The sequence below is a fragment of the Paracoccus denitrificans genome (assembly GCF_900100045.1).
Lineage (GTDB): Bacteria > Pseudomonadota > Alphaproteobacteria > Rhodobacterales > Rhodobacteraceae > Paracoccus > Paracoccus denitrificans.
The window spans coordinates 107,228-127,771 of the sequence record NZ_FNEA01000001.1 but is presented as its reverse complement, the minus strand read 5'-3'; the positions used below and the strand labels follow the sequence as shown (position 1 = coordinate 127,771).

Sequence of the window (20,544 nt, the reverse complement as noted above, 5' to 3'; positions counted from 1 at the left end):
GCGCCCCGCCGGGGGACGCGGCCGGGGACGGCGCTTATTGCGCGCCTTCCTGCATCTTGCGGGCGGCGACCACGCCCAGATAGGCGTCATGCGTCACCGGCACGAAATCCTTGGCCTCGCCATGGGCGACGCCATAAGCGCAGGCGCGGTCGGCCTCGTGCAGATCGGCGGTCAGCTTCGTGACCTTGTCCCTGACATCCTGCGGCAGGGCCTTGCGCACCACCATCGGCCCTTCCGGGATCAGCTTGGATTTCCAGATCTCGACCAGGTCGTTCATCTCGACCAGCCCGGCATCGGCGGCCTTGCGGAAGGCGCCCGAGTTGTAGCCGTCCTCCCAGTCGCCCAGGCCGTCGGCATAGGACACGCCCGCGTCGAAATCGCCATTGGCAACGCCGACGATGGTCTGCTCATGCCCGCCCGAGAAACGGACCTGGCCGAAGAAATCCTCCAGCTTGCCATGGGCCTCGGCCAGTTCCGCGCCCGGCACCAGATAGCCCGAGGTCGAGTTCGGCTCGGCAAAGGCGAAGGTCTTGCCCTTGGCATCCTCGATCGAGGCGATGCCGCTGTCCGTGCGGGCAAAGCCGATGGCGTAATAGCCGGTCGAGCCGTCCATGTTCTGCTTGGTCAGCACCGGCTCGACCGCCTCGGGATCGGTCAGGTGGATCTTGGCATAGCCCGAGGCGCCCAGCCACGCCATGTCCAGCGTGCCGCCCAGCAGGCCCTGGATGACGCCGTCGTAATCGGCCGGGGTAAAGACCTTGACCGGCACGCCCAGCTCGGCCTCGATGGCGGCGCGGTAGCATTCGTTCGAGGTCATGCGGTCCTGCGCGTTCTCGCCGCCGAGGATGCCGATGTTGAAGCCGGTGATCGGCTGGGCCGAGGCGGCCGAGGTCAGGCCCGAGGACAGGGCGGTGGCGGCGACGAGCGCCAGAGCAAGCGGTTTCATGGTTTCTCCATGGGTTGCGAGTATTGCAGGGATCGTCAGGCCATCAGCCGCGCGGCATAGGCGGCGTCGGCCGAGGCGTCGGCGGGGATCGCGGTCGAGGTTGCGGCCTCGTTGAAGCTGTGGTCCGCACCATAGATGTCGCGGGCGACGCCGGTCGAAAGCTGCGCGGGCGTGCCGTCGAAGACGATGCGGCCGTCGCGCATGCCGATCACCCGGTCGCAATAGCGCCGCGCCGTGTCCAGCGTGTGCAGGTTGGCGATGACCATGCGCCCGTCCTCGACATTGATGCGCTTGAGCGTGTCCATGACGATCTGCGCGTTCATCGGGTCGAGGCTGGCGATGGGCTCGTCGGCCAGGATGATCCGGGGGTCCTGCATCAGCGCGCGGGCGATGGCGACGCGCTGCTGCTGGCCGCCCGACAGCGCCTCGGCCCGCTTGGGGGCCTGTTCGGCGATACCGAGCCGGTCGAGGATCTCCAGCGCACGCAGGATGTCGGCGCGCGGCCAGAGGTTGAACAGCGTGGCCAGCACCGGACGGCGGTTCAGCAGCCCGTGCAGCACGTTCGAGACCACGTCCATGCGCGGCACCAGGTTGAACTGCTGGAAGATCATCGCGCATTGGCTTTGCCAGGCCCGGCGGTCGTGGCCGCGCAGCGCCAGGATGTCGCGCCCGTCCACGCAGATCCGCCCGGCCGAGGCGTCGGTCAGCCGGTTCATCATGCGCAGGAATGTCGACTTGCCCGCCCCCGAGCGGCCGATGATGCCGACGAAGGCCGGCCCGTCCACGGCAAAGCTGATGTCGTCCACCGCGGCGCGCCCGGAAAAGACGCGGGTGACGTTCTGAACTGCAAGCAAGGCGACCCTCCATCAGCGGTTGGGGCGCTGATAGCCGGCCTCGGTGACGGAATCGGCTCAGTCCGGTGAAGCTTTCTTGACGCCTGCCCCGCCGGACGGCGCCCTTTCCCGAGCGTTTTCCACAGGACGCAAAAACGAAACCCGAGTGTTCGGATCAGGAACAAAACGCCGAGCAATTCTGTCAACTATATGTTTTTACAAGATTATTTATTGACCTCCCGCGAATCGTCCCCTATATCGGGGCCAAGGTCGCCAGCCAGCCGCAATGCCAGCCAGCCACCAAGCAACAGCCAGCCAGACAGGAGAACAGCCATGACGAAAACCGCTTGCAGCGCCTGCGCGTTCTATGAGGACCACGTCGCCAACTCCGCCAGCACGCTTTCGGATTCCGGCCTGTGCCGCGCCAACCCGCCCGTCAACCAGAAGGATGCGGACACCCGGGGTTATTGGCCGGTCGTCAAGTCGAACGATTGGTGCGGGCAGTTCGCCACCGTCTTCGCGGCCGAGTGATTCAGCCGCGTCCGACGCCTTAAGGCAGCCTTCGGGCTGCCTTTTGCGTTTGCGGGACGGGATGCGTCAGAGGCGCGCGGCAAAGCCTTCGAGGAAGCCGCGCAACTGCTCGCGCGTCTTGTCGTCGGTCAGGTTGCCCTGATCGTCGAAGACCGACCCCGCGCGCGACACCATCAGCCGCCCCTCGGTCCACAGCGCGGCCTTGAGCGTGCGCAGCACCGGCAGCCAGTGGTTCTGCGCCAGGATCGTGCCGAACCCCCCGGGCGAGGCGCCGATCACCGCCACCGGCTTGCCCACGAACATCGCCAGCCCCTCGCCGCGCGACATCCAGTCGATGGCGTTCTTGAACACGCCGGGCACGCCGTTGTTGTATTCCGGCGTCACCAGCAGCAACCCGTCCGCCGCCGCAAGCTGCGATTGCAGGATGCGCACCGGCTCGGGCAGGCCCGTCGCGGCCTCCAGGTCGCCGTCGTAAAGCGGCACCTCGCGAATCGAGCCGGTCTGGATGCGCGTCCCTTCGGGCGCCAGATCGACCGCCGCACGCAGAAGCCCGGCGTTGAACGAGGCACGCCGCAGACTGCCGCTGAGGCCCAGGATCGTCTTGGTCATCGGTGCTTCCTTTCCTGCTCCTGCCTGTCGAAGATCGCGCGGAACGACCCCGGCTGACGCTCAACGTCGCGGGCAAGGAAATCGACGCCATGCCCGGCGGGATTTTTTCACGCCCTGCCCCGATATTGCACGCCGCATTCGGTGACGATGGCGGCCAGCCGGATGTCGTGGGGCTGCGGATAGATCGTCGCCAGCCGGGCCGCCTGCAAGCCGGTGCCGAACGCCAGCGGGCGCCGTGCGGCCAGCGTGCGGTCGAAATAGCCGCCGCCATAGCCCAGCCGATAGCCGGAGCCGTCCCAGCCGACCAGCGGGGCCAGCACCACATCCGGCTTGACCGTTTCGGTGTTCGCGGGAACCGGGATGTTCCAATGGCCGCGCCGCATCGCCGCGCCGGGATGCCAGGGGCGAAAGACCAGCGGGCTGGCGGGACGCTCGACCTCCGGCAGGGCCGGGATGGCGCCCCGCTCATGCAGGCGGGCCAGCCAGGGGCGCAGGTCGGGCTCGGACCGGATCGGCCAATAGCCGGCGACCACCCGGCCCCGGATATCGGGCAAATGCTCGGCCAGCAATTCGTCCAGCGCCGTGGCGATGGCGGCGGCGGCGGCCTGCCGCTGGGCGATGCTCAGCGCGGCACGGCGGGCCAGCAGCTCCTCGCGCTGCGCCTTGCGCCAGCGTGCCACGTCGCGGGCCTGCTGCGCATCGACGGCCAAGGGGTCGAAGTAGTCCGGCGCGATCCGCGCGGCGAGACAGGGGGGCGAGGCGAAGCCGCCCTCGTCGTCCCGGCCGGCGCCGCCAGGTCCGGTCGTCGGAGGCTGCATCCTGGTCATGCGCGGCACGATAGCATGGCGCGGCGCGGCGCCAAAGCCCGTGCCCAAAGAATCGGCGTGACAGGACGCGACACAGCGGCTATGGATGGCGCATGTCGCATCGAATGCCCTGCACCATCTCGTTTTATTGGTTCCGCTGTCCCCAGCGGAGCCGGGTGTAGCGCGAACACGCGATACAGACCCCCAAGCCGCTGGCCCAAGACCGGCGGCTTTTTCATTTCCATGCGCTTCCGGTCCGGCCCTTTGCAGAAAGAAAGAGCCATGCCCATCCAGACCGAGAACCTGCATATCGCCGCATTGCGCCCCCTGCCCGCCCCGGCCGCCCTGGCCGCATCCCTGCCGCGGGACGAAGCGGTCTCCCGCACCGTCGCCGACAGCCGCGCCGCCATCCGCGCCATCCTGGCCGGGCGCGACGACCGGCTGCTGGTCGTCGCCGGCCCCTGCTCGGTCCATGATCCGGCTGCGGCGCTGGATTACGCCGCGCGCCTGGCCGAGATGCGCCACGCGCTGTCCGACCGGCTGGAGATCGTCATGCGGGTCTATTTCGAAAAGCCGCGCACGACCGTCGGCTGGAAGGGGCTGATCAACGATCCGCATCTGGACGGCTCGGACCGGATCGAGGACGGGCTGCCCCTGGCCCGCCGCCTGCTGCTGGAGATCAACCGCATGGGCCTGCCGGCGGCGACCGAGTTCCTGGACCCGATTCTGCCGCAATACTTCGCCGACCTGATCGCCTGGGGCGCAATCGGCGCGCGCACCACGGAAAGCCAGATCCATCGCCAGCTGGCCTCGGGCCTGTCCTGCCCGGTGGGGTTCAAGAACGGCACCGACGGCGGGGTGCAGGTGGCGCTGGACGCGATCCGCTCGGCTTCGCGGCCGCACAGCTTTCCCGCGATCACCGCCGAAGGGCGCGCGGCCATCGCCACGACCACCGGCAACGATGCCTGCCACGTCGTGCTGCGCGGCGGCCATGGCGGGCCGAATTACGGCGCCGACCATGTCGCGGCAGTGGCGGCGGCTGCGGCCAAGGCGGGGATCGAGCCCGGTATCGTCATCGACGCCAGCCACGCCAACAGCGACAAGGATCCCGCCCGACAGCCGGAGGTGATCGCCGATGTCGCGGCTCGGATCCGCACGGGCGACAGCCGCATTCGCGGGGTCATGCTGGAAAGCCATCTGGTGGCGGGACGGCAGGATCTGCGGGACGGCCAGGTGCCGGTCTATGGCCAGAGCATCACCGACGGCTGCCTGGGCTGGGAGGACAGCCGCGCGCTGCTCCTGGACCTTGCCGGGGCCGCGGCGACGCGGCTGCGCTGCGCCGCCTGAAGCTGATAGGCGGGCGGGCGACCAGCCTACCCGTCTCCTTCCTTCAGCCCCGGATGCCGGTGGCGAACATCGGCCCGCCGCGCCAGCGCGGGAAGCCATAGCCGTGGATTTCCACCAGATCGATGTCGGCGGGCGCCTGGGCGATGCCTTCGTCCAGGATCGCCTGTCCCTCGGCAGCCATCTCGGCCACAAGGGCCTGCGCGATCTGGTCACGGCTCATCGCTGCGCCGGGCGCGATTTCGCGGGCCAGCAACTCTGCCACCGAGGCCGAGGGCTGCGGCTTGCGCTCACCCGGGGCATAGTCATACCAGCCGCCGCCGGTCTTTTGCCCCTTGCGGCCCACGCGCACCAGGATGTCGCCCAGCGTCTCGGCCACGTCCTGCCCTGCCGCCCGCGCGCCCTCGCGTTGCAGGAAGGCGATGTCGAGCCCGCCCAGATCCTGCGCCTCGAACGGACCCATGGCAAAGCCGTGGCCGCGCATGGCGGCGTCGATTTCGGCAATCGGCACGCCCTTGCGGACCAGCGCCTCGGCCGCCGCGCGATAGCGTTTCAGGATGCGGTTGCCTATGAAGCCCTCGCAGATGCCGGCGCGGACCGGGATCTTTTTCAGCGCCCGCGCAAGCGCGAAGCCGGTAGCCAGCGTGCGGTCCGAGGTTTCCGGCACCGGCACGATCTCCAGGAGCTTCATCACATTGGCCGGGCTGAAGAAATGCAGGCCGATGAAGCGGCCGGGATTGGGCAGCCCCTCGGCGATGGCGCGCGGGTCGAGATAAGAGGTATTGGTCGCCAGCACCGCATCTGGGCCGCAGGCCCGGGCAAGTTGCTCGAACACGGCGCGCTTGACGCCGATTTCCTCGAACACCGCCTCGATGACCAGGTCGGCATCGGCCAGCGCGGCGTAATCGGTCGTCCCGGCGACGCCCGCCAGCCGGGCTGCGGCCTGCGCCTCGGTCAGCTTGCCGCGCCGCACCGCGCCGTCGAAGATGCCGCGCAGGTTGGCCATGCCGCGCGCCACCGCCTCGTCGTCGCGCTCGACCAGCACCACCGGCAGGCCGGCGTCGCGCAGGGCCGCGGCGATGCCGGCGCCCATGGTGCCGCCGCCGATCACCGCCGCGCGGCGCAGGGGCAAGGGCTCCACGTCGCGCAATGCAGCCGGGCGCGGCGCGGCACGCTCGGCAAAGAAGACGTGGCGCAGCGCCGCCGCCTGATCCGAGCCGCGCAGTTCCAGGAAGGTTTCGCGCTCAAAGGCCATGGCCTCGGCAAAGCCCGCCTCGGCCGCCTTGCGCAGACAGGCGAGCGCCCGCAGCGGCGCGGCGGCACCCTTGGCGACCTTGGCCACGGCTTTCTCCTGCTCGGCCCAGAACTCGGCTTCCGGCGCGGCGACAGGCCGGGACGAGGCAGGTTCGGGCAGCGGCCGGGTCAACGCCTGCCGCGCGAAGGTCACGGCGCCTTCCAGCAGATCGCCCTGGATCACCGCATCGACCAGCCCGGCCTCGGCGGCTTTCGCCGCGCGCATGGGCCGGCCCGAGGTCACCAGATCGACCGCCGCCGGAACACCCACCACGCGGGGCGTGCGCACCGTGCCGCCGGCGCCGGGAACGATGCCGAGGCTCACCTCGGGCAGGCCCAGCGAGGCATCCGGGACCGCCACGCGAAACCGGCACCCCAGCGCGACCTCCAGCCCGCCGCCAAGCGCCGAGCCGTGGATCGCGGCGGTCCAGGGCTTCTGCGCGCCCTCGATCCGCGCGACCAGATCGGGCAGGTGCGGCGGGACCGGCGGCTTGCCGAATTCGGTCACGTCGGCCCCGGCGATGAAGGTGCGGCCGGCGCAGACCAGCACCACCGCCGCGACCGAGGCGTCGGCGTCCAGCGTGTCCGCGGCATCCCACAGTCCCTGCCGCAGAGCCGCGGACAGTGCGTTGACGGGCGGGTTGTCTACGGTGACGACAGCGATTTCCCCTTGGCGGGCAATGGTTACGGTCATTTCCTCATATCCCCAGATAGGCTTCGCGGATGCGCGGATCGGCGATCAGTTCCCCGGCCGGACCCTGCATGGTGATCTGGCCGGTTTCCATCACATAGCCGCGGTCGGCGATCTTCAAGGCACCGAATGCGTTCTGCTCGACCAGCAGCACGGTGACGCCAAGCGCCTTGAGCCCGCTGACCACGTCGAAGATCTGCTGGACGATGATCGGCGCCAGACCCATCGACGGCTCGTCCAGAAGCAGGCAGGACGGCCGCCCCATCAGCGCCCGCGCCATGGCCAGCATCTGCTGCTGGCCGCCCGACAGGCCGCCGGCGGCAAGGTTGCGCTTTTGCTTCAGGATCGGGAACATCTGGAAGGCGTCTTCCATGTCCTTTTCCACCCGGTCGTCGCTGTAGAGAAAGGCGCCGAGGCGCAGGTTCTCCTCGACCGTCAGGTTGGTGAAGATCTGCCGCCCCTCGGGCGATTGCGCCAGCCCCCGCGCCAGCCGTTTGAAGGCCGGCACCGGGGTCAGCGGCTCGCCGCGGAAGGTGATGGTGCCGGCCGAGACCGGCTGCACACCCGACAGGCAGCGCAGCAACGTGGTCTTGCCCGCGCCGTTGGCGCCGACCACGGTGACGATCTCGCCGGAATCGACATGCAGGTCGATGCCGTGCAAGACCTCGATGCGCCCATAGCGCGAGCGCAAGCCCTCAACCGTCAGCATCGGCACCCTCCTCGGTTCCCAGATAGGCGGCGATCACCGCCGGGTTGCGGCTGACCTCGGCCGGCGAGCCCTCAGCGATCTTTTCGCCATGGTCCAGCACCACGATATGGCTGGAGATGCGCATGACCATCTTCATGTCGTGCTCAACCAGCAGGATGGCGGTGCCGGATGCCGCGACCTCGGCGATCAGGTGGTCGATCTCCTCGGTCTCGACGGCGTTGCAGCCCGCCGCCGGCTCGTCCAGCAACAGCACCTTGGGCTTCATCGCCAGCGCGCGGGCGATCTCCAGCCGCTTGAGCGAGCCATAGGACAGGTTCCCCGCCTCGCGATCCGCCGCGCGCTCCAGCCCGACGCGGGCCAGAAGCGCGCGCGCGCCCGCATCGGCCGCCCGCGCCCGGCGGCGCGAGGACGGCAGATGCAGGAGATCCGCCAGGACCGGCCCCTTTTCCTGCAAGTGAAAGCCCGAGATGGCGTTTTCCAGCACCGTCATGTTCTGGAATATCTGCAGGTTCTGGAAGGTGCGCGACATGCCCCGCTGCGCCAGCCGGAACGGCGCCATGCCGGTCACGTCCTCGCCCTCCAGCACCACGCGGCCCAAGCCGGGCCGATAGACGCCCGAGATCATGTTGAACAGCGTGGTCTTGCCGGCGCCGTTCGGGCCGATGACCGAGACGATCTCGCCCGGCTCGACCTTGAAGCTGACATCATGCACGGCCTTGATGCCGCCGAAGCTGATGCCCAGACCCTCGACCGAAAGCAGCGTCATTCGCCCCTCCCCCTCAGCTTGCGCAGGACCGAGGGCAAGAGCCCTTCCCGCAGGAAGATCATCACCAGCATCATCACGAGGCCGAGGACAAGTTGCTCGTATTCGGCAAAGACGGTCAGCGCCTGCGGCAGCAGCGTCAGGATGCCGGCGCCGAAGATCGCGCCCAGGACCGAACCGGCCCCGCCCAGCACGGCCATGGTCACCATCTCGATCGAATGCATGAAGCCGGCGACGTCGGGGGTGATGAACTTGTTCTGAAGCGCCACCAGAGAGCCCGCGACCGAGGCATAGACGGCCGAGATGACAAAGGCCTGCAGCTTGACCCGCGCCACGTCGATCCCCACCGTGCCGGCGGCGATTTCCGAGCCGTGCAGCGCGCGCAGCGCCCGGCCGCTGGGGCTTTGATGCAGGTTCAGCGCGATCCAGGCGCCGATCAGCAGCGCGATGCCGCAGAAGAAATACCAGAACTGGCCGTTGGTCAGGTCCAGCCCCCAGTCCTTGAGCAGCCCGCGCAGGCCCAGCTCGGGCACCGCGATGCCGTCGGGACCGCCGGTCAGCTGGCGCTCGTTGTTCAGCACCATCGAGACGAGGATGCCGAAGCCCAGCGTGGCCACGGCCAGGTAATAGCCCTTGAGCCGCAGGATCGGCCGGCCGACCAGATAGGCCAGCACGCCCGAGATCGCCGCGCCCAGCACCACGGCCAGCGAAGGATGCAGGCCCAGATGCGTCGGCGCCAAGGCGCAGGCATAGCCGCCGATACCGGCGAAACCGGCATGGCCCAGGCTGATCTGCCCGGCATAGCCGGTCAGGATCACGATGCCGGTCACGGCCAGCCCGTTGACGAAGATCAGCGCGCCGACCCGGTAGTAATAGCCCGAGGGAAAGAAAAAGGGCGTCACCGCGATCAGCGCGGCCAGCACCAGCAACGTGGCGGATTTGGCGGTCAGTCTCGGCATCACACCCGCTCCGTCGATTTGCGGCCGAACAGGCCCTGCGGCATGAAGAACAGGACCAGCAGGATCACGACGAATGCCGCCGCCTCCTTGTAGGTCGAGGACAGGTAGCCCGCCGTCAGCGCCTCGATCAGCCCGATCAGGAAGCCGCCGGCCAGCGCGCCCTTGGGATTGCCCATGCCGCCCAGCATGGCACCGGCAAAGCCCTTCAGCGCAAAGCCGATGCCGACATTGTAGGCGGTCAGCGTGATCGGCGTCGCCAGCACCCCCGCCAGAGCACCGATCCCGGCCGAAAGCGCAAAGGACAGCGTCATGACGAAATTCGTGTTGATGCCGACAAGCTGGGCCGCGAGCCGGTTGTTCGAGGTCGCCAGCACCGCCCGGCCCAGGAGCGTGCGGGTGAAGAACAGCCACAGGCCGGCAAAGACCACCAGCGCGCCGCCGATCACCCACAGGCTTTGCGGTTGGATCGTCGCGCCGCCGATGCGCAGCGGCGTGTCGCCCGAAAAGGCCGGGAAGCTGTGGATCTGCTTGTCGAACACCAGCTGCGCCGCGCCTTGCAGAAAGACCGAGGCGCCGATGGTGATGATGATCAGCGAGACGACGGGCGCGCCGCGCGCCGGCTCGATGGCCAGCTTGTTGATCGCGACCCCCAGCGCGGCGGTGGCGACGATGGCGATCAGCGCCGCCAGCGGCAGCGGCAGCCCGGCGGCATGGGCAAACCATGTGATCATGCCGCCCAGCATGACGAACTCGCCCTGGGCGAAGTTCACCACATCCGAGGCGTTGTAGATGATCGTGAAACCAAGGGCGACCAGCGCATAGACCGCGCCCACCGTCAGCCCTGAAAACAGGAATTGCAAAAGTTCAGACATGCCGAGGCTCTCTGGCTGGGCTCTCCCGAGCGGGCGGAAGCGGTCCCCTTGCGGGGACCGCGCGGGTTCATTCGACGATGGACCAGCTGCCGTCCTTGACCTCCAGCATGCGGAAGGCCGACAGGTCCAGGCCCAGATGGTCCTCGGGCGACATGGTGTAGATGCCGGTCGTGCCCGCCAGCCCCGAGGTCTGCTCCAGCGCATCGCGGATCGCCGCCGGCTCGGCCGAGCCGGCGCGCGTCACCGCATCGACCAGCAGCGCGAAGCCGTCATGGGCATAGCCGCCGAAGGTGCCGACCGGCTCTTTGAACTTGCCCTCGAAGGCGGCCTTGTAGGCGGTCACCACCGGCTTTTGCGGATCGTCCTCGGCCAGCAGGTCCGCGACCAGCAGCGCGGTGCCAGGCAGGCGCACGCCCTCGGCGGCCGCCTTGCCGGCCAGCTCGATGAACCCGTCCGAAGCGACGCCATGCGACTGGTAAAGCGGCAGCTCGATGCCCAGTTGGCGATAGTTGCGCGTCACGATGGACGGGCCCTGTCCGAAGCCCGGGTTCAGCACTGCCTGCACGCCCGCGGTGTTGCGGATCTTGGTCAGCTGCGCCGTCATGTCGGCGTCCTTGGGATCATAGGTCTCGTCCGCGGCGATCTCGATGCCGTATTCGCCGACCACGTCCTTGCACTGCGCCTGCATCGAGGCGCCGAAGCCGTCGGTGCCCGAGATCATGCCGATTTTCTGGATGCCGCTTTTCTGCATGTCCTCGAAGATCTTCTGGCAGGCCATGCGGTCGGTATGCGGCGTCTTGAAGGTAAAGGGCTTGACCGGCTGGATGATGTCGATGGCACCGGCCAGCGAGATGAAGGGGATCTCGGCATCCTCGGCCACCGACAGGATCGACATCGAGGTGCCGGTGGTGGTGCCGCCGATGATGGCCTGCACCTCGTCGTCCTCGATCAGGCGGGTGGCGAAGGTGCGCGCCTTGTTGGCGTCGCCGCCGTCGTCATAGAGCACCAGCGCGATCTGTTCGCCGTTGATGCCGCCCTTGGCATTGGTTTCCTCGACCAGCATTTCCAGCGTCTTGGCCTCGGGGTCGCCGAGGAAGGCGGCAGGGCCCGTCGCGGAAACCGAGGCGCCGATCTTGATCTCGGCACTGGCGGCCCCGGCCAGCCCAAGCGCGATCAGCGCGGCCGGAACGGTCGTCGTCAGGGTCTTTTTCATGGTGCGTCTCCTCCCAGAGAACTAGTTGACTTGGGTTGGGTCAGGCCGCCACCGGCCGGCGCCACATGGCACGCCGGAACCGGCTGGCGACGAAGGCGGTGTCGGTCAGGCAGGCATTGCCGGCCGGGTTGGCGCCGGTGACGTGGAAATCGCTGAAGGCCGCCGATTGGTTGACATAGATATTGCCGGTCAGGTTCACCGACAGGTTGACGCCGGCCGCGGCAAAGGCTTGCGCGGCGCAGGCAATGCGCGCTTCGTCCCGGTCGTAGAGCGCGGCTGTGATCGCGCCCTTGCGCCGCGCCAGATCGGTGGCGCGGGCGATGGCGGCATCGGCATCCTTCACCGCGACGACGAAGGCGACGGGGCCGAAGCATTCCCGCTCGCAGGCCGGATCGCCGTCCCGCATCGCCAACAGCAGCGGGGTCGCGGTGCGCCCCTGCCCCAGCGGCGCCGAATCGCGCAGCACCCGCCCAAGCCCGCGCGCCTGCTGCACGCGCTCCAGCGTCGCCTGGTTGGCGATGGCACCGCAGATACCGGCCGCCCGGGCCGGATCGGCCAGCAATGCGTCGATGGCCGCGGCCAGCGCCAGCCCGACCTCATCGAAGCTCTCGCGGCCCTGGTCGGTATCGATGCCGCCTTCCGGGACATAGATATTTTGCGGCGCGGTGCACATCTGCCCGGAATAAAGCGCCAGCGAAAAGGCCAGGTTGGCACACATGCCGGCGAAATCGTCGGTGGCGGCGATGGTGACGGTGTTCACGCCGGCCTCTTCGGTGAACAGCTGCGCCTGCGTCGCGTGGCCGCGCAGCCAGTCCCCGAAAGCGGCCGAGCCGGTATAGTCGATCAGCCGCACCGCCGGTTGGGTCGCAAGCTGCTGCGTGATCTCGGCCCCGCGCTCGTCCACGGCCAGCAGCACCGAATCGGAGGGCAGCCCGGCCTCGGCCAGCACCTCGCGCAGCACGCGCACGGTCAGCGCCAGCGGCAGGATGGCGGCGGGATGCGGCTTGACGATCACCGGATTGCCGGTGGCGAGGCTGGCGAAGATGCCGGAATAGCTGTTCCAGGTCGGGAAGGTGTTGCAGCCGATCGCCAGCGACAGGCCCGCCGGCACGATCGACCAGTGCTTTTCCAGCAGGATCGGCGCCGCCTTGCCCTGCGGCTTTTCCCAGCGCGCCTGCGGGGCAAAGCGGGTCATCTCGTCCCAGGCCATCGCCACCGCCTCAAGCCCGCGGTCCTGCGCATGCGGCCCGCCCGCCTGGAAGGCCATGGCAAAAGCCTGCCCGGTGGTGTGCATCGTGGCATGGCCCATCAGGAAGCTGACGCGGTTGAGCCGCGCCAACGCCTCAAGGCAGACGCCCACCCGCGCCTCGGGGCTGGCCGATGCCAGCGCCGGCTGCACCGCCTGCGCCGCCGCGACCAACGTCTGGGCATCGGCAGCCGGATAGGTGATTCCCAAGGCGCCGCCAAAGGGCGACACCTCGGCGCCCAGTTGCCGCTGATTCGGATGCCCGGGCAGATCGAAGGCGGCATTGCGCAGCGCCTCGAACCCCGCCTGGCCGTCCTCGCGCGCGGTTTCGCCATAGATCTTGCCGCTTGGAATCTCGGGAAACGGGCTCCAGAATGCGCGTTGGCGCAGCGCATCCAGCGCGGCGTCCAGCATCGGCCGATGGCGGTCGAAAAATTCTGTCACGGCGTTCCCCTCACCTTGCCAGATTATCATTGACCGGCCGGTCGGTTTATGCAACAAAAATTTTCAGGGAGCCTCGGAAAACGGGGCAAGGGAGTTTTACCGATGACGGAAACCGTCCTGGCGGCCTTGGCCGACGGCGTGCTGACGCTGACGCTCAATCGCCCCGACAAGCTGAATTCCTTCAACGAAGAGATGCACCTGGCGCTGCGCGCCGGCATCCAGCGCGCCCATGACGATGCGGCGGTGCGGGCGGTGCTGCTGACCGGCGCCGGGCGCGGCTTTTGCGCCGGGCAGGACCTGGGCGACCGCGACCCGCGCAAGGGCGGTCCCGCCCCCGACCTGGGCCAGACGCTGGAGACCTTCTACAACCCGACGCTGCGGCTGATCCGGGCGCTGGAAAAGCCGGTGGTCTGCGCGGTCAATGGCGTCGCTGCCGGGGCCGGGGCCAACATCGCCTTCGCCTGCGACATCGTGCTGGCGGCGAAATCGGCGAAGTTCATCCAGGCCTTCTCGAAGATCGGGCTGATCCCCGATGCGGGCGGTACCTTCAGCTTGACCCGCATCCTGGGCGAGCCGCGCGCCAAGGCGCTGGCCCTGACGGCCGAGCCGCTGATGGCGGAAAAGGCCGCCGATTGGGGTCTGATCTGGAAAGCCGTCCCGGACGAGGCGTTGATGGGCGAGGCGGGGGCGCTGGCCGCGTCCCTTGCCACGGGTCCGACGCTGGGGCTGGGCCTGACCAAGCGGCTGATCCAGGCCGCCGCCACCAACAGCCTGGACGAACAGCTGGACATGGAGCGCGACTGCCAGCGGCAGGCCGGCCGCAGCGCCGATTATGCCGAGGGCGTCACCGCCTTCCTGGAAAAGCGCAAGCCGGAGTTCAGGGGACAATGAAAGACGCATCCATGAAACCCGTTTCCCAGATGACCCCGCAGGAACTGGCCGAAGCTTCGGCCAAGGCGATGTGGAACGACGATTCCGCCAGCCAGCGGCTGGGCATGAGCCTGGACCATATCGCCCCTGGCGAGGCGACGCTTTCCATGACCATCACCGATGCCATGTCGAACGGGCACGGCAATTGCCATGGCGGCTATATCTTCACGCTCGCCGACAGCGCCTTTGCCTTTGCCTGCAACAGCTACAACCAGTTGGTGGTCGCGCAGCATTGCTCGGTCACCTATCTGCTGCCGGGCCGCATCGGCGACCGGCTGACGGCAGAGGCCCGCGAGGTCTCGCGCCGCGGCCGCTCGGGCATCTACGACATCCGCATCACCAACCAGGACGGCCAGCACGTGGCCGAGTTCCGCGGCCATTCCCGCACCGTCAAAGGCACCCATCTGCCGGTCGAATCCTGACCGCAACCCATCGCAAGGGGAGGAATCCATGCACCCACTGGCACCCGAAAGGAAAGAGCTGGACCCGATCGAGATCGCCTCGCGCGACGAGATCGAGGCCTTGCAATTCCACCGCATGAAGCGGTCGCTGAAGCACGCCTTCGAGAATTCGCCCTTCTACCGCAACCGCTTCATCGAGCACGACGTCCATCCCGAGGACCTGAAGTCGCTGGCCGACATCGCGAAATTCCCCTTTACCGGCAAGCAGGACCTGCGCGACACCTATCCCTTCGGGATGTTCGCCGTGCCGCAGTCCAAGCTGGTGCGCATCCACGGCTCGTCCGGCACCACCGGCAAGCCGACCGTGGTGGGCTATACCCAGGCCGACATCGACCATTGGGCGAACCTGATCGCCCGCTCGATCCGCGCCGCCGGCGGCCGGCCGGGCGACATCCTGCACAACGCCTATGGCTACGGGCTGTTCACCGGGGGCCTTGGCGCGCATTACGGGGCCGAACGGCTGGGCTGCACCGTGGTGCCGATCTCGGGCGGCATGACCGAGCGGCAGGTGACGCTGATCGACGATTTCAAGCCGCGCATCATCATGGTGACGCCCAGCTACATGCTGTCGATCCTGGACGAGTTCCGCCGCCAGGGCCTGGACCCGCGGCAATCCTCGCTGAAGATCGGCATCTTCGGCGCCGAACCCTGGACCAACGCCATGCGGCAGGAGATCGAAGAGGCGTTCGACATGCACGCCGTCGACATCTACGGCCTTTCCGAGGTGATGGGTCCCGGCGTCGCCATGGAATGCGTCGAGACCAAGGACGGGCTGCATATCTGGGAGGATCATTTCTATCCCGAGATCATCGACCCGGTCACGGGCGAGGTGCTGCCGGACGGCGAGATCGGCGAGTTGGTCTTTACCACGCTGACCAAGGAAGGGCTGCCGATGGTGCGCTATCGCACCCGCGACCTGACCCGCCTGCTGCCCGGCACCGCGCGTTCCATGCGCCGGATCGAAAAGATCACCGGCCGCAGCGACGACATGATCATCCTGCGCGGCGTCAACGTCTTCCCGACCCAGATCGAGGAGCAGATCCTGAAATGCCAGGGCCTCGCGCCGCATTTCCAGATCGAACTGAGCCGCTCGGGCCGCATGGACAGCATGACCGTGCATGTCGAATGCGCCCCCGACATGACCGACGAGGCCGCCCGCGCCAAATCCGCCAAGGAGCTGGCGCATCACATCAAAAGCGTGGTCGGCGTCTCGACCCGGATCGAGGTCAAGGACCCCAACGCCATTGCCCGTTCGGAAGGCAAGGCCAAGCGGGTGCTTGACAACCGGCCCAAGACATGATGCCGCATCGCGGCAACCAGCATGACATGCGGTCGCAAACCCGCTAAGTCGTTAGGGGGCCGTGTGCCCCCTTGTTTTTCTCGCCTCTCGACTGCGGGCGAACAAATGATCTGATGAGGATGGCATGGCTCGGACACGGGCAGTGGATTTCGAGGAAAAGCAACGCGGCCTTCTGGACAAGGCGGCCGAGGTCTTTGCCGAACTGGGCATGGAAAAGGCATCCATGGCGCAGATCGCCGCACACAGCCAGGTGTCCAAGGCGCTGCTTTACCATTACTATCCCAGCAAGGACGCGCTGATCTTTGCCATCATCATCACCCATCTGGAAGAGCTCGACGCGGCCATCGAGGAAACCGACGATCCCGGCCTGCCGCCGCAGCAGCGCCTGCGCCAGCTGGTGGGCACGGTGCTGGAGCGTTATCGCGGCGCGGACAACCAGCACAAGGTGCAGCTGAACGCCACCCCTGCCCTGGGCGACGAGCAGAAGGCCGAGATCCTTGGCGTCGAGCGGCGCATCGTCAAGCGCTTCGCCGCCGTCCTGCGCGAGATCAACCCCGACCTGGACGATCCGCAGCGCCCGCTGCTGACCCCGGTGACCATGTCGCTGTTCGGGATGATGAACTGGGTCTACATGTGGTTCCGCGACGGCGGCCGCATCACCCGCGAGGATTACGCCGACGTGGCGACGACGCTGATCCTCGAGGGCATCAAGGCCGTGCGGTGAAGCGGCCCCGGCGCGCCGGCGGTTGACGAGGGCGGCAGGTTTGCGGGACAAAGCAGTCGTTCACCTGTTAGTCTGCATGCCGAAAGCGAGGTGACATGCAGGCTGCGCCGGAAGAAAGCGAACAAGCGTCAGCTGCGATGGCAACCCTGTGCGACATTCTTGGGGATGGTTTGCTCGCGGTCTATCTGCACGGCTCTGCAGTTTCGGGAGGGCTGCGGCCCCAAAGCGATATTGACCTGCTGGCCGTCGCAGAAAGAAGCCTCACCAAAGATGAGCGCGCCGCACTTCTCTCATCGCTACTCCGGCTTTCCGCGCGCCACCCGGCCGTGCCGGGCGAACGGCGCTGCATGGAGGTCATGGTGTTTAGCCGGCGCGATCTTGCCGACAACCTGTTTCCCGCACGGGCGGAGTTCATCTACGGCGAGTGGCTGCGGGACGCTTTTGAGGCAGGTGAGAAGCCTATGCCGGCTCAAAACCCTGAACTGACTCTGGTCCTCGCCCTAGCCCGACAGGAGGCCAAACCGCTGTTCGGGCCGGACAGAGAAGTGCTTCTGCCAGAAACCCCAGCGGCGGCCGTCCGGCGCGCCATGCGTGATCTGCTTCCATCCTTGCAGGAGGGACTGCAGGACGACACAAGGAATGTCCTGCTGACACTTGCAAGGATGTGGCACACCGCCTGCCGCGGGACGTTCGCGAGCAAGGATGAGGCGGCACTCTGGGCGATCCCGAAGCTTACCGGAGAAGAGGCTCTGACGCTCGCAAAGGCGCGGCAGGCCTATCTTGGCGAGATCGCTGACAGCTGGCACGGCGACGATCAGGATGCAGCGCGGCGGTTGGCCGACCAACTGGCGCTGAAACTCACCGAGGCAATGACCGCTTAGGGCTCAAATCCGCCTGACAGGATCGGATACCAAAAGACAAGGTTCGGACGCTTCCACCCGCCTGGCGCTGGGGCGGTGCCGAAGCACCGCCCTTTCATCTCATTCCGCCACCTGCGCCAGCGGCCATTCCTTGGCCACCATGGTCAGCACGTCGTATTGCGCCACGACCTCGCCCTTCTGGTTGGTGACCTGGCAATCCCAGCGCACCTCGCCATGGCCGGCATTCTCGCGCGGGTTGATCTCCTTGCAGGTCAGCCGCACTTGCAAGCTGTCGCCGAAATAGACCGGGGTCAGGAAGCGCAGGTTGTCCACGCCGTAATTGGCCAGAACCGGGCCGGGGTTCGGCTCGACGAACAGCCCCGCCGCAAAGCTGGCGATCAGGTAGCCATGCGCCACGCGGTCGTCAAAGAACGGGTTCGCCTTGGCCGCCGCCTCGTCCATATGGGCATAGAAGGTGTCGCCGGTGAAATGCGCGAAATGCTCGACATCCTCGCGGGTGACGGTGCGCTTGGCCGTGACCAACTGGTCGCCGATGCGCAACTCGGCCAGCGACTTGCGGAAGGGGTGGATGCCCTGCTGCGCATCCGCGCCCTCGATCCAGCGCCCCGTGACCGCCGACAAGAGCCGCGGCGCACCCTGCACCGCCGTGCGCTGCATGTAATGCTTGACGCCGCGGATGCCGCCCATCTCTTCACCGCCGCCGGCGCGACCCGGACCGCCATGGACCAGCGGCGCCAAGGGCGAGCCGTGCCCGGTCGAGGACTTGGCCGAGGCCCGGTTGCCGATCATCACCCGGCCATGCCACGGCGCCACGCCCAGCACCAGTTCCTCGGCGACCTCGGGATCGTCGGTAAAGACCGATGTGACCAGCGAACCCCTGCCCAGCCGCGCCAGCGCCACCGCCTCGTCCAACTCGTCATAGGGCATGACCGTGGAGACGGGACCGAACGCCTCGACCTCATGCACAGCCGCGGCCTCGAAGGGCTTGGCGGCATACATCAGCACCGGGTTCAGGAAGGCGCCCTTGGCGGCATCGCCCGAGGTCACGCGCACCGCGTCCGGGTCGCCGGCGACGATCTCGGCCGCGGCCTGCAGGTCGCGGATGCGCTCGCGCACTTCCTCGCGCTGGTCGAGGCTCGCGAGCGGACCCATGCGCACCCCCTCGTCGCCCGGCAGGCCGAGCGCGGTCTTGCCCAGCCGCTCGTCCAGTGCGGCGACCAGCGCATCGACCTGCGCGCGGGGCGCGATGACGCGGCGGATGGCGGTGCATTTCTGCCCGGCCTTGACCGTCATCTCGCGCGCGACCTCGCGCACGAACAGGTCGAACTCGGGCGTGCCCGCCACCGCATCCGGCCCCAGGATCGAGGCGTTCAGGCTGTCCGCCTCCATGGTGAAGCGCACGGAATTGGCGACGATCGCCGGATGGGTCTTGAGCTTGCGCCCGGTCCAGGCCGAGCCGGTGAAGGTCACGGCGTCCTGTTCGGTCACATGATCCAGAAGATCGCCGACCGAACCGCAGATCAGTTGCAGCGCGCCTTCCGGCAGGATGCCGGTCTGGACGATGCGGCGCACCATCAATTCGGTCAGATAGGCGGTCTGGCTGGCGGGTTTCACCAGGCAGGGCACGCCGGCCAGCAGCGTCGGCGCGATCTTTTCCAGCATCCCCCAAATCGGAAAGTTGAAAGCGTTGATATGCACCGCGACACCGTGCAGCGGCGTCAGGATATGCTGGGCGCTGAAGCTGCCGTCTTTGGACAGCGGCTCGACCTCGCCATCGGTCAGCACGCGGGTGTTGGGCAGTTCGCGCCGCCCCTTGGAGGCATAGGTCAGCATGGTGCCGATCCCGCCCTCGATATCGACCCAACCGTCGGTGCGGGTGGCGCCGGTATGCAGGCTTTCGGCGTAGAATTCCTCTTTCTGCGCCATCAACGCCAGGCCCAGGGCCTTGAGCATGCCGGCGCGTTCGTGAAACGACATGGCGCGCAGCTTCGGCCCGGCCACGTCGCGGCCATGGGCCAGCGCGGCGGCAAAGTCGATGCCGCTTGAATCGATCAGGGCGACCGGCTCGCCGGTGGCGGCATCCAGCAGGGTCTGGCCTTGCTGGCTGCCGGGGGTCCAGCGGCCGCAGACATAGCTTTCAAGACGGCGCGGAGTGGTCATTGGCGTTTCCTTGGTCAGTCTTCGTTTTGGTCAGGCGGCAGGCCGCGCCCCAAGGGACGCGGCCGACGGCGCCGATTAGAGGCCGAGCGCGGCCAGATGTTCCGAGGCCAGCGCCTCCCAGCGGGCCAGCATCGCCTCGTTCGGACTGTGGCGCAGGCCAAAGCGCGCCAGCGTGTCGTAGCGGTCCGAATGGGTCAGGCCGAAGCCCGCCGCGACGCGGGGCCGCCAATAGGCGACGGCGGCGCGGGCTTCCTCGCGCCCCTCTTCGGTCGCAGCGATCTGCTCCAGCCCCTCAAGACCCAGCTCGGCATGACGCGCCTCGCGCGGGGCGATCTCGCGGAACACCTCGGCCAGCGGGCCGTAGGAGACGCGGGTCAGCTCGGTCATCTGCACCCCGGTCGCCAGCCCTTGCAGCACGTTCATCACCACCGCATCGGTCCAGCCGGCGACGGGATAGTGGAACACCGACAGCCGCATGTCGCCGGGCCGGCGCGCGGTGCCCAGATCGGCATCCCGCTCGACCCGCGCGGCCCAGTCGTGGCTGGTCTGGTAGCGCGCGACATCGGTGCCGAACTCGCCCATCACCCGCAGCACGCGCTCGGCATGATCGGCCTTTTCCAGCGTGATGCGGCTGGCGGCGATGCGCTCCTTGATGCCGGGGGCGAAGTTGATCGCATTGGCAAAGCCGGCTGAGGCGGCAAGCTCGCTGTCGACAAAGGACGACATCAGCCGCAAAAGCTCGCCGCGATAGCGGGCAGGCACGTTGCCGGGCGCGGTCAGAACGCCGCCCTGCGCCAGATAGTCCTCGATATTCATGGTGTCGGACATC

Annotated in this window: 20 protein-coding genes; 7 read left to right on the top strand and 13 right to left on the bottom strand. The window is 67.8% G+C overall.

The features are described 5' to 3' along the window. Positions 1-34: 34 nt before the first annotated feature. Positions 35-946 carry a phosphonate ABC transporter substrate-binding protein gene (gene phnD / locus BLT64_RS00600; protein WP_011751006.1) on the bottom strand — a complete coding sequence of 304 codons (912 nt, stop codon included), beginning with the start codon at positions 944-946 and terminating at the stop codon, positions 35-37. A gap of 35 nt (positions 947-981) precedes the next feature. Further along, complete coding sequence (phnC, locus tag BLT64_RS00595) at positions 982-1,800, bottom strand: phosphonate ABC transporter ATP-binding protein (RefSeq protein ID WP_011751007.1); 819 nt, start codon at positions 1,798-1,800, stop codon at positions 982-984. Between the two features lie 312 nt (positions 1,801-2,112). Here phnC and BLT64_RS00590 point away from each other — a divergent pair, with 312 nt between their 5' ends. Further along, a complete protein-coding gene (locus tag BLT64_RS00590; protein WP_011751008.1) occupies positions 2,113-2,310 on the top strand; it encodes a hypothetical protein in 198 nt (65 codons plus the stop codon). 66 nt (positions 2,311-2,376) lie between these two features. Here the strand turns inward: BLT64_RS00590 and BLT64_RS00585 are convergent, their stop codons facing one another. Both BLT64_RS00585 and BLT64_RS00580 read right to left on the bottom strand, forming a co-directional pair. Beyond that, complete coding sequence (locus tag BLT64_RS00585) at positions 2,377-2,919, bottom strand: NADPH-dependent FMN reductase (protein WP_011751009.1); 543 nt, start codon at positions 2,917-2,919, stop codon at positions 2,377-2,379. A 107-nt stretch (positions 2,920-3,026) separates the two neighbouring features. After that, positions 3,027-3,746: a 5-formyltetrahydrofolate cyclo-ligase gene (locus tag BLT64_RS00580; RefSeq protein WP_011751010.1), complete on the bottom strand. Its 720-nt coding sequence runs from the start codon at positions 3,744-3,746 to the stop codon at positions 3,027-3,029. 261 nt (positions 3,747-4,007) lie between these two features. On the opposite strand from BLT64_RS00580, the gene BLT64_RS00575 reads away from it, so the two are divergent. Beyond that, on the top strand, positions 4,008-5,072 hold the full coding sequence (locus BLT64_RS00575; RefSeq protein WP_041530719.1) for a 3-deoxy-7-phosphoheptulonate synthase: 1,065 nt from the start codon (positions 4,008-4,010) through the stop codon (positions 5,070-5,072). 43 nt (positions 5,073-5,115) lie between these two features. Here the strand turns inward: BLT64_RS00575 and BLT64_RS00570 are convergent, their stop codons facing one another. The 7 genes from BLT64_RS00570 to paaN form a co-directional block, all read right to left on the bottom strand. Beyond that, a complete protein-coding gene (locus tag BLT64_RS00570; RefSeq protein WP_011751012.1) occupies positions 5,116-7,056 on the bottom strand; it encodes a 3-hydroxyacyl-CoA dehydrogenase NAD-binding domain-containing protein in 1,941 nt (646 codons plus the stop codon). A 4-nt stretch (positions 7,057-7,060) separates the two neighbouring features. Beyond that, positions 7,061-7,762 carry an ABC transporter ATP-binding protein gene (locus BLT64_RS00565; RefSeq protein WP_011751013.1) on the bottom strand — a complete coding sequence of 234 codons (702 nt, stop codon included), beginning with the start codon at positions 7,760-7,762 and terminating at the stop codon, positions 7,061-7,063. Further along, positions 7,749-8,528 (bottom strand): ABC transporter ATP-binding protein, encoded by a 780-nt coding sequence (locus BLT64_RS00560; protein ID WP_011751014.1) that lies wholly within the window; start codon positions 8,526-8,528, stop codon positions 7,749-7,751. Before BLT64_RS00560 ends, BLT64_RS00565 begins: the two co-directional genes overlap by 14 nt. After that, positions 8,525-9,484, bottom strand: a complete 960-nt coding sequence (locus tag BLT64_RS00555; RefSeq protein WP_011751015.1) for a branched-chain amino acid ABC transporter permease — start codon at positions 9,482-9,484, stop codon at positions 8,525-8,527. Before BLT64_RS00555 ends, BLT64_RS00560 begins: the two co-directional genes overlap by 4 nt. Then, a complete protein-coding gene (locus BLT64_RS00550; RefSeq protein ID WP_011751016.1) occupies positions 9,484-10,356 on the bottom strand; it encodes a branched-chain amino acid ABC transporter permease in 873 nt (290 codons plus the stop codon). The genes BLT64_RS00555 and BLT64_RS00550 overlap by 1 nt, the downstream gene beginning before the upstream one ends. A gap of 67 nt (positions 10,357-10,423) precedes the next feature. Next, on the bottom strand, positions 10,424-11,569 hold the full coding sequence (locus BLT64_RS00545; RefSeq protein WP_011751017.1) for an ABC transporter substrate-binding protein: 1,146 nt from the start codon (positions 11,567-11,569) through the stop codon (positions 10,424-10,426). A 40-nt stretch (positions 11,570-11,609) separates the two neighbouring features. Then, on the bottom strand, positions 11,610-13,259 hold the full coding sequence (gene paaN / locus BLT64_RS00540) for a phenylacetic acid degradation protein PaaN (protein ID WP_086000179.1): 1,650 nt from the start codon (positions 13,257-13,259) through the stop codon (positions 11,610-11,612). A gap of 102 nt (positions 13,260-13,361) precedes the next feature. On the opposite strand from paaN, the gene paaG reads away from it, so the two are divergent. From paaG to BLT64_RS00515, 5 genes are all read left to right on the top strand, one after another. Beyond that, positions 13,362-14,150, top strand: coding sequence for a 2-(1,2-epoxy-1,2-dihydrophenyl)acetyl-CoA isomerase PaaG (gene paaG / locus BLT64_RS00535; protein ID WP_011751019.1), 789 nt, complete (start codon positions 13,362-13,364; stop codon positions 14,148-14,150). Between the two features lie 29 nt (positions 14,151-14,179). Next, the gene (gene paaI / locus BLT64_RS00530; protein ID WP_199766664.1) at positions 14,180-14,611 is read left to right on the top strand and encodes a hydroxyphenylacetyl-CoA thioesterase PaaI; all 432 of its coding nucleotides are present in this window, start codon (positions 14,180-14,182) and stop codon (positions 14,609-14,611) included. A 28-nt stretch (positions 14,612-14,639) separates the two neighbouring features. Further along, complete coding sequence (gene paaK, locus BLT64_RS00525) at positions 14,640-15,950, top strand: phenylacetate--CoA ligase PaaK (protein WP_011751021.1); 1,311 nt, start codon at positions 14,640-14,642, stop codon at positions 15,948-15,950. Positions 15,951-16,074: 124 nt separating this feature from the next. After that, positions 16,075-16,674 carry a TetR/AcrR family transcriptional regulator gene (locus tag BLT64_RS00520; protein WP_011751022.1) on the top strand — a complete coding sequence of 200 codons (600 nt, stop codon included), beginning with the start codon at positions 16,075-16,077 and terminating at the stop codon, positions 16,672-16,674. Positions 16,675-16,769: 95 nt separating this feature from the next. After that, on the top strand, positions 16,770-17,555 hold the full coding sequence (locus BLT64_RS00515; protein WP_041530720.1) for an aminoglycoside adenylyltransferase domain-containing protein: 786 nt from the start codon (positions 16,770-16,772) through the stop codon (positions 17,553-17,555). A 99-nt stretch (positions 17,556-17,654) separates the two neighbouring features. On the opposite strand, the gene paaZ is transcribed toward BLT64_RS00515, so the two are convergent. Together paaZ and BLT64_RS00505 are read right to left on the bottom strand one after the other, a co-directional pair. After that, positions 17,655-19,715 (bottom strand): phenylacetic acid degradation bifunctional protein PaaZ, encoded by a 2,061-nt coding sequence (gene paaZ / locus BLT64_RS00510; protein ID WP_011751024.1) that lies wholly within the window; start codon positions 19,713-19,715, stop codon positions 17,655-17,657. A gap of 75 nt (positions 19,716-19,790) precedes the next feature. Further along, entirely contained in the window at positions 19,791-20,543 is a 753-nt protein-coding gene (locus BLT64_RS00505; protein WP_011751025.1) for a Phenylacetic acid catabolic protein, read from the bottom strand. Position 20,544 lies beyond the last annotated feature (1 nt).

Coding starts and splice junctions, on each gene's coding strand:
- BLT64_RS00580 (WP_011751010.1), bottom strand. CDS start 3,746: ATGACCAGGATGCAGCCTCCGACGACCGGACCTGGCGGCGCCGGCCGG.
- phnD (WP_011751006.1), bottom strand. CDS start 946: ATGAAACCGCTTGCTCTGGCGCTCGTCGCCGCCACCGCCCTGTCCTCG.
- paaI (WP_199766664.1), top strand. CDS start 14,180: ATGACCCCGCAGGAACTGGCCGAAGCTTCGGCCAAGGCGATGTGGAAC.
- BLT64_RS00515 (WP_041530720.1), top strand. CDS start 16,770: ATGCAGGCTGCGCCGGAAGAAAGCGAACAAGCGTCAGCTGCGATGGCA.
- BLT64_RS00550 (WP_011751016.1), bottom strand. CDS start 10,356: ATGTCTGAACTTTTGCAATTCCTGTTTTCAGGGCTGACGGTGGGCGCG.
- BLT64_RS00570 (WP_011751012.1), bottom strand. CDS start 7,056: ATGACCGTAACCATTGCCCGCCAAGGGGAAATCGCTGTCGTCACCGTA.
- BLT64_RS00565 (WP_011751013.1), bottom strand. CDS start 7,762: ATGCTGACGGTTGAGGGCTTGCGCTCGCGCTATGGGCGCATCGAGGTC.
- BLT64_RS00520 (WP_011751022.1), top strand. CDS start 16,075: ATGGCTCGGACACGGGCAGTGGATTTCGAGGAAAAGCAACGCGGCCTT.
- paaG (WP_011751019.1), top strand. CDS start 13,362: ATGACGGAAACCGTCCTGGCGGCCTTGGCCGACGGCGTGCTGACGCTG.
- BLT64_RS00505 (WP_011751025.1), bottom strand. CDS start 20,543: ATGTCCGACACCATGAATATCGAGGACTATCTGGCGCAGGGCGGCGTT.
- BLT64_RS00585 (WP_011751009.1), bottom strand. CDS start 2,919: ATGACCAAGACGATCCTGGGCCTCAGCGGCAGTCTGCGGCGTGCCTCG.
- paaZ (WP_011751024.1), bottom strand. CDS start 19,715: ATGACCACTCCGCGCCGTCTTGAAAGCTATGTCTGCGGCCGCTGGACC.
- BLT64_RS00560 (WP_011751014.1), bottom strand. CDS start 8,528: ATGACGCTGCTTTCGGTCGAGGGTCTGGGCATCAGCTTCGGCGGCATC.
- BLT64_RS00575 (WP_041530719.1), top strand. CDS start 4,008: ATGCCCATCCAGACCGAGAACCTGCATATCGCCGCATTGCGCCCCCTG.
- paaK (WP_011751021.1), top strand. CDS start 14,640: ATGCACCCACTGGCACCCGAAAGGAAAGAGCTGGACCCGATCGAGATC.
- BLT64_RS00545 (WP_011751017.1), bottom strand. CDS start 11,569: ATGAAAAAGACCCTGACGACGACCGTTCCGGCCGCGCTGATCGCGCTT.
- BLT64_RS00555 (WP_011751015.1), bottom strand. CDS start 9,484: ATGCCGAGACTGACCGCCAAATCCGCCACGTTGCTGGTGCTGGCCGCG.
- BLT64_RS00590 (WP_011751008.1), top strand. CDS start 2,113: ATGACGAAAACCGCTTGCAGCGCCTGCGCGTTCTATGAGGACCACGTC.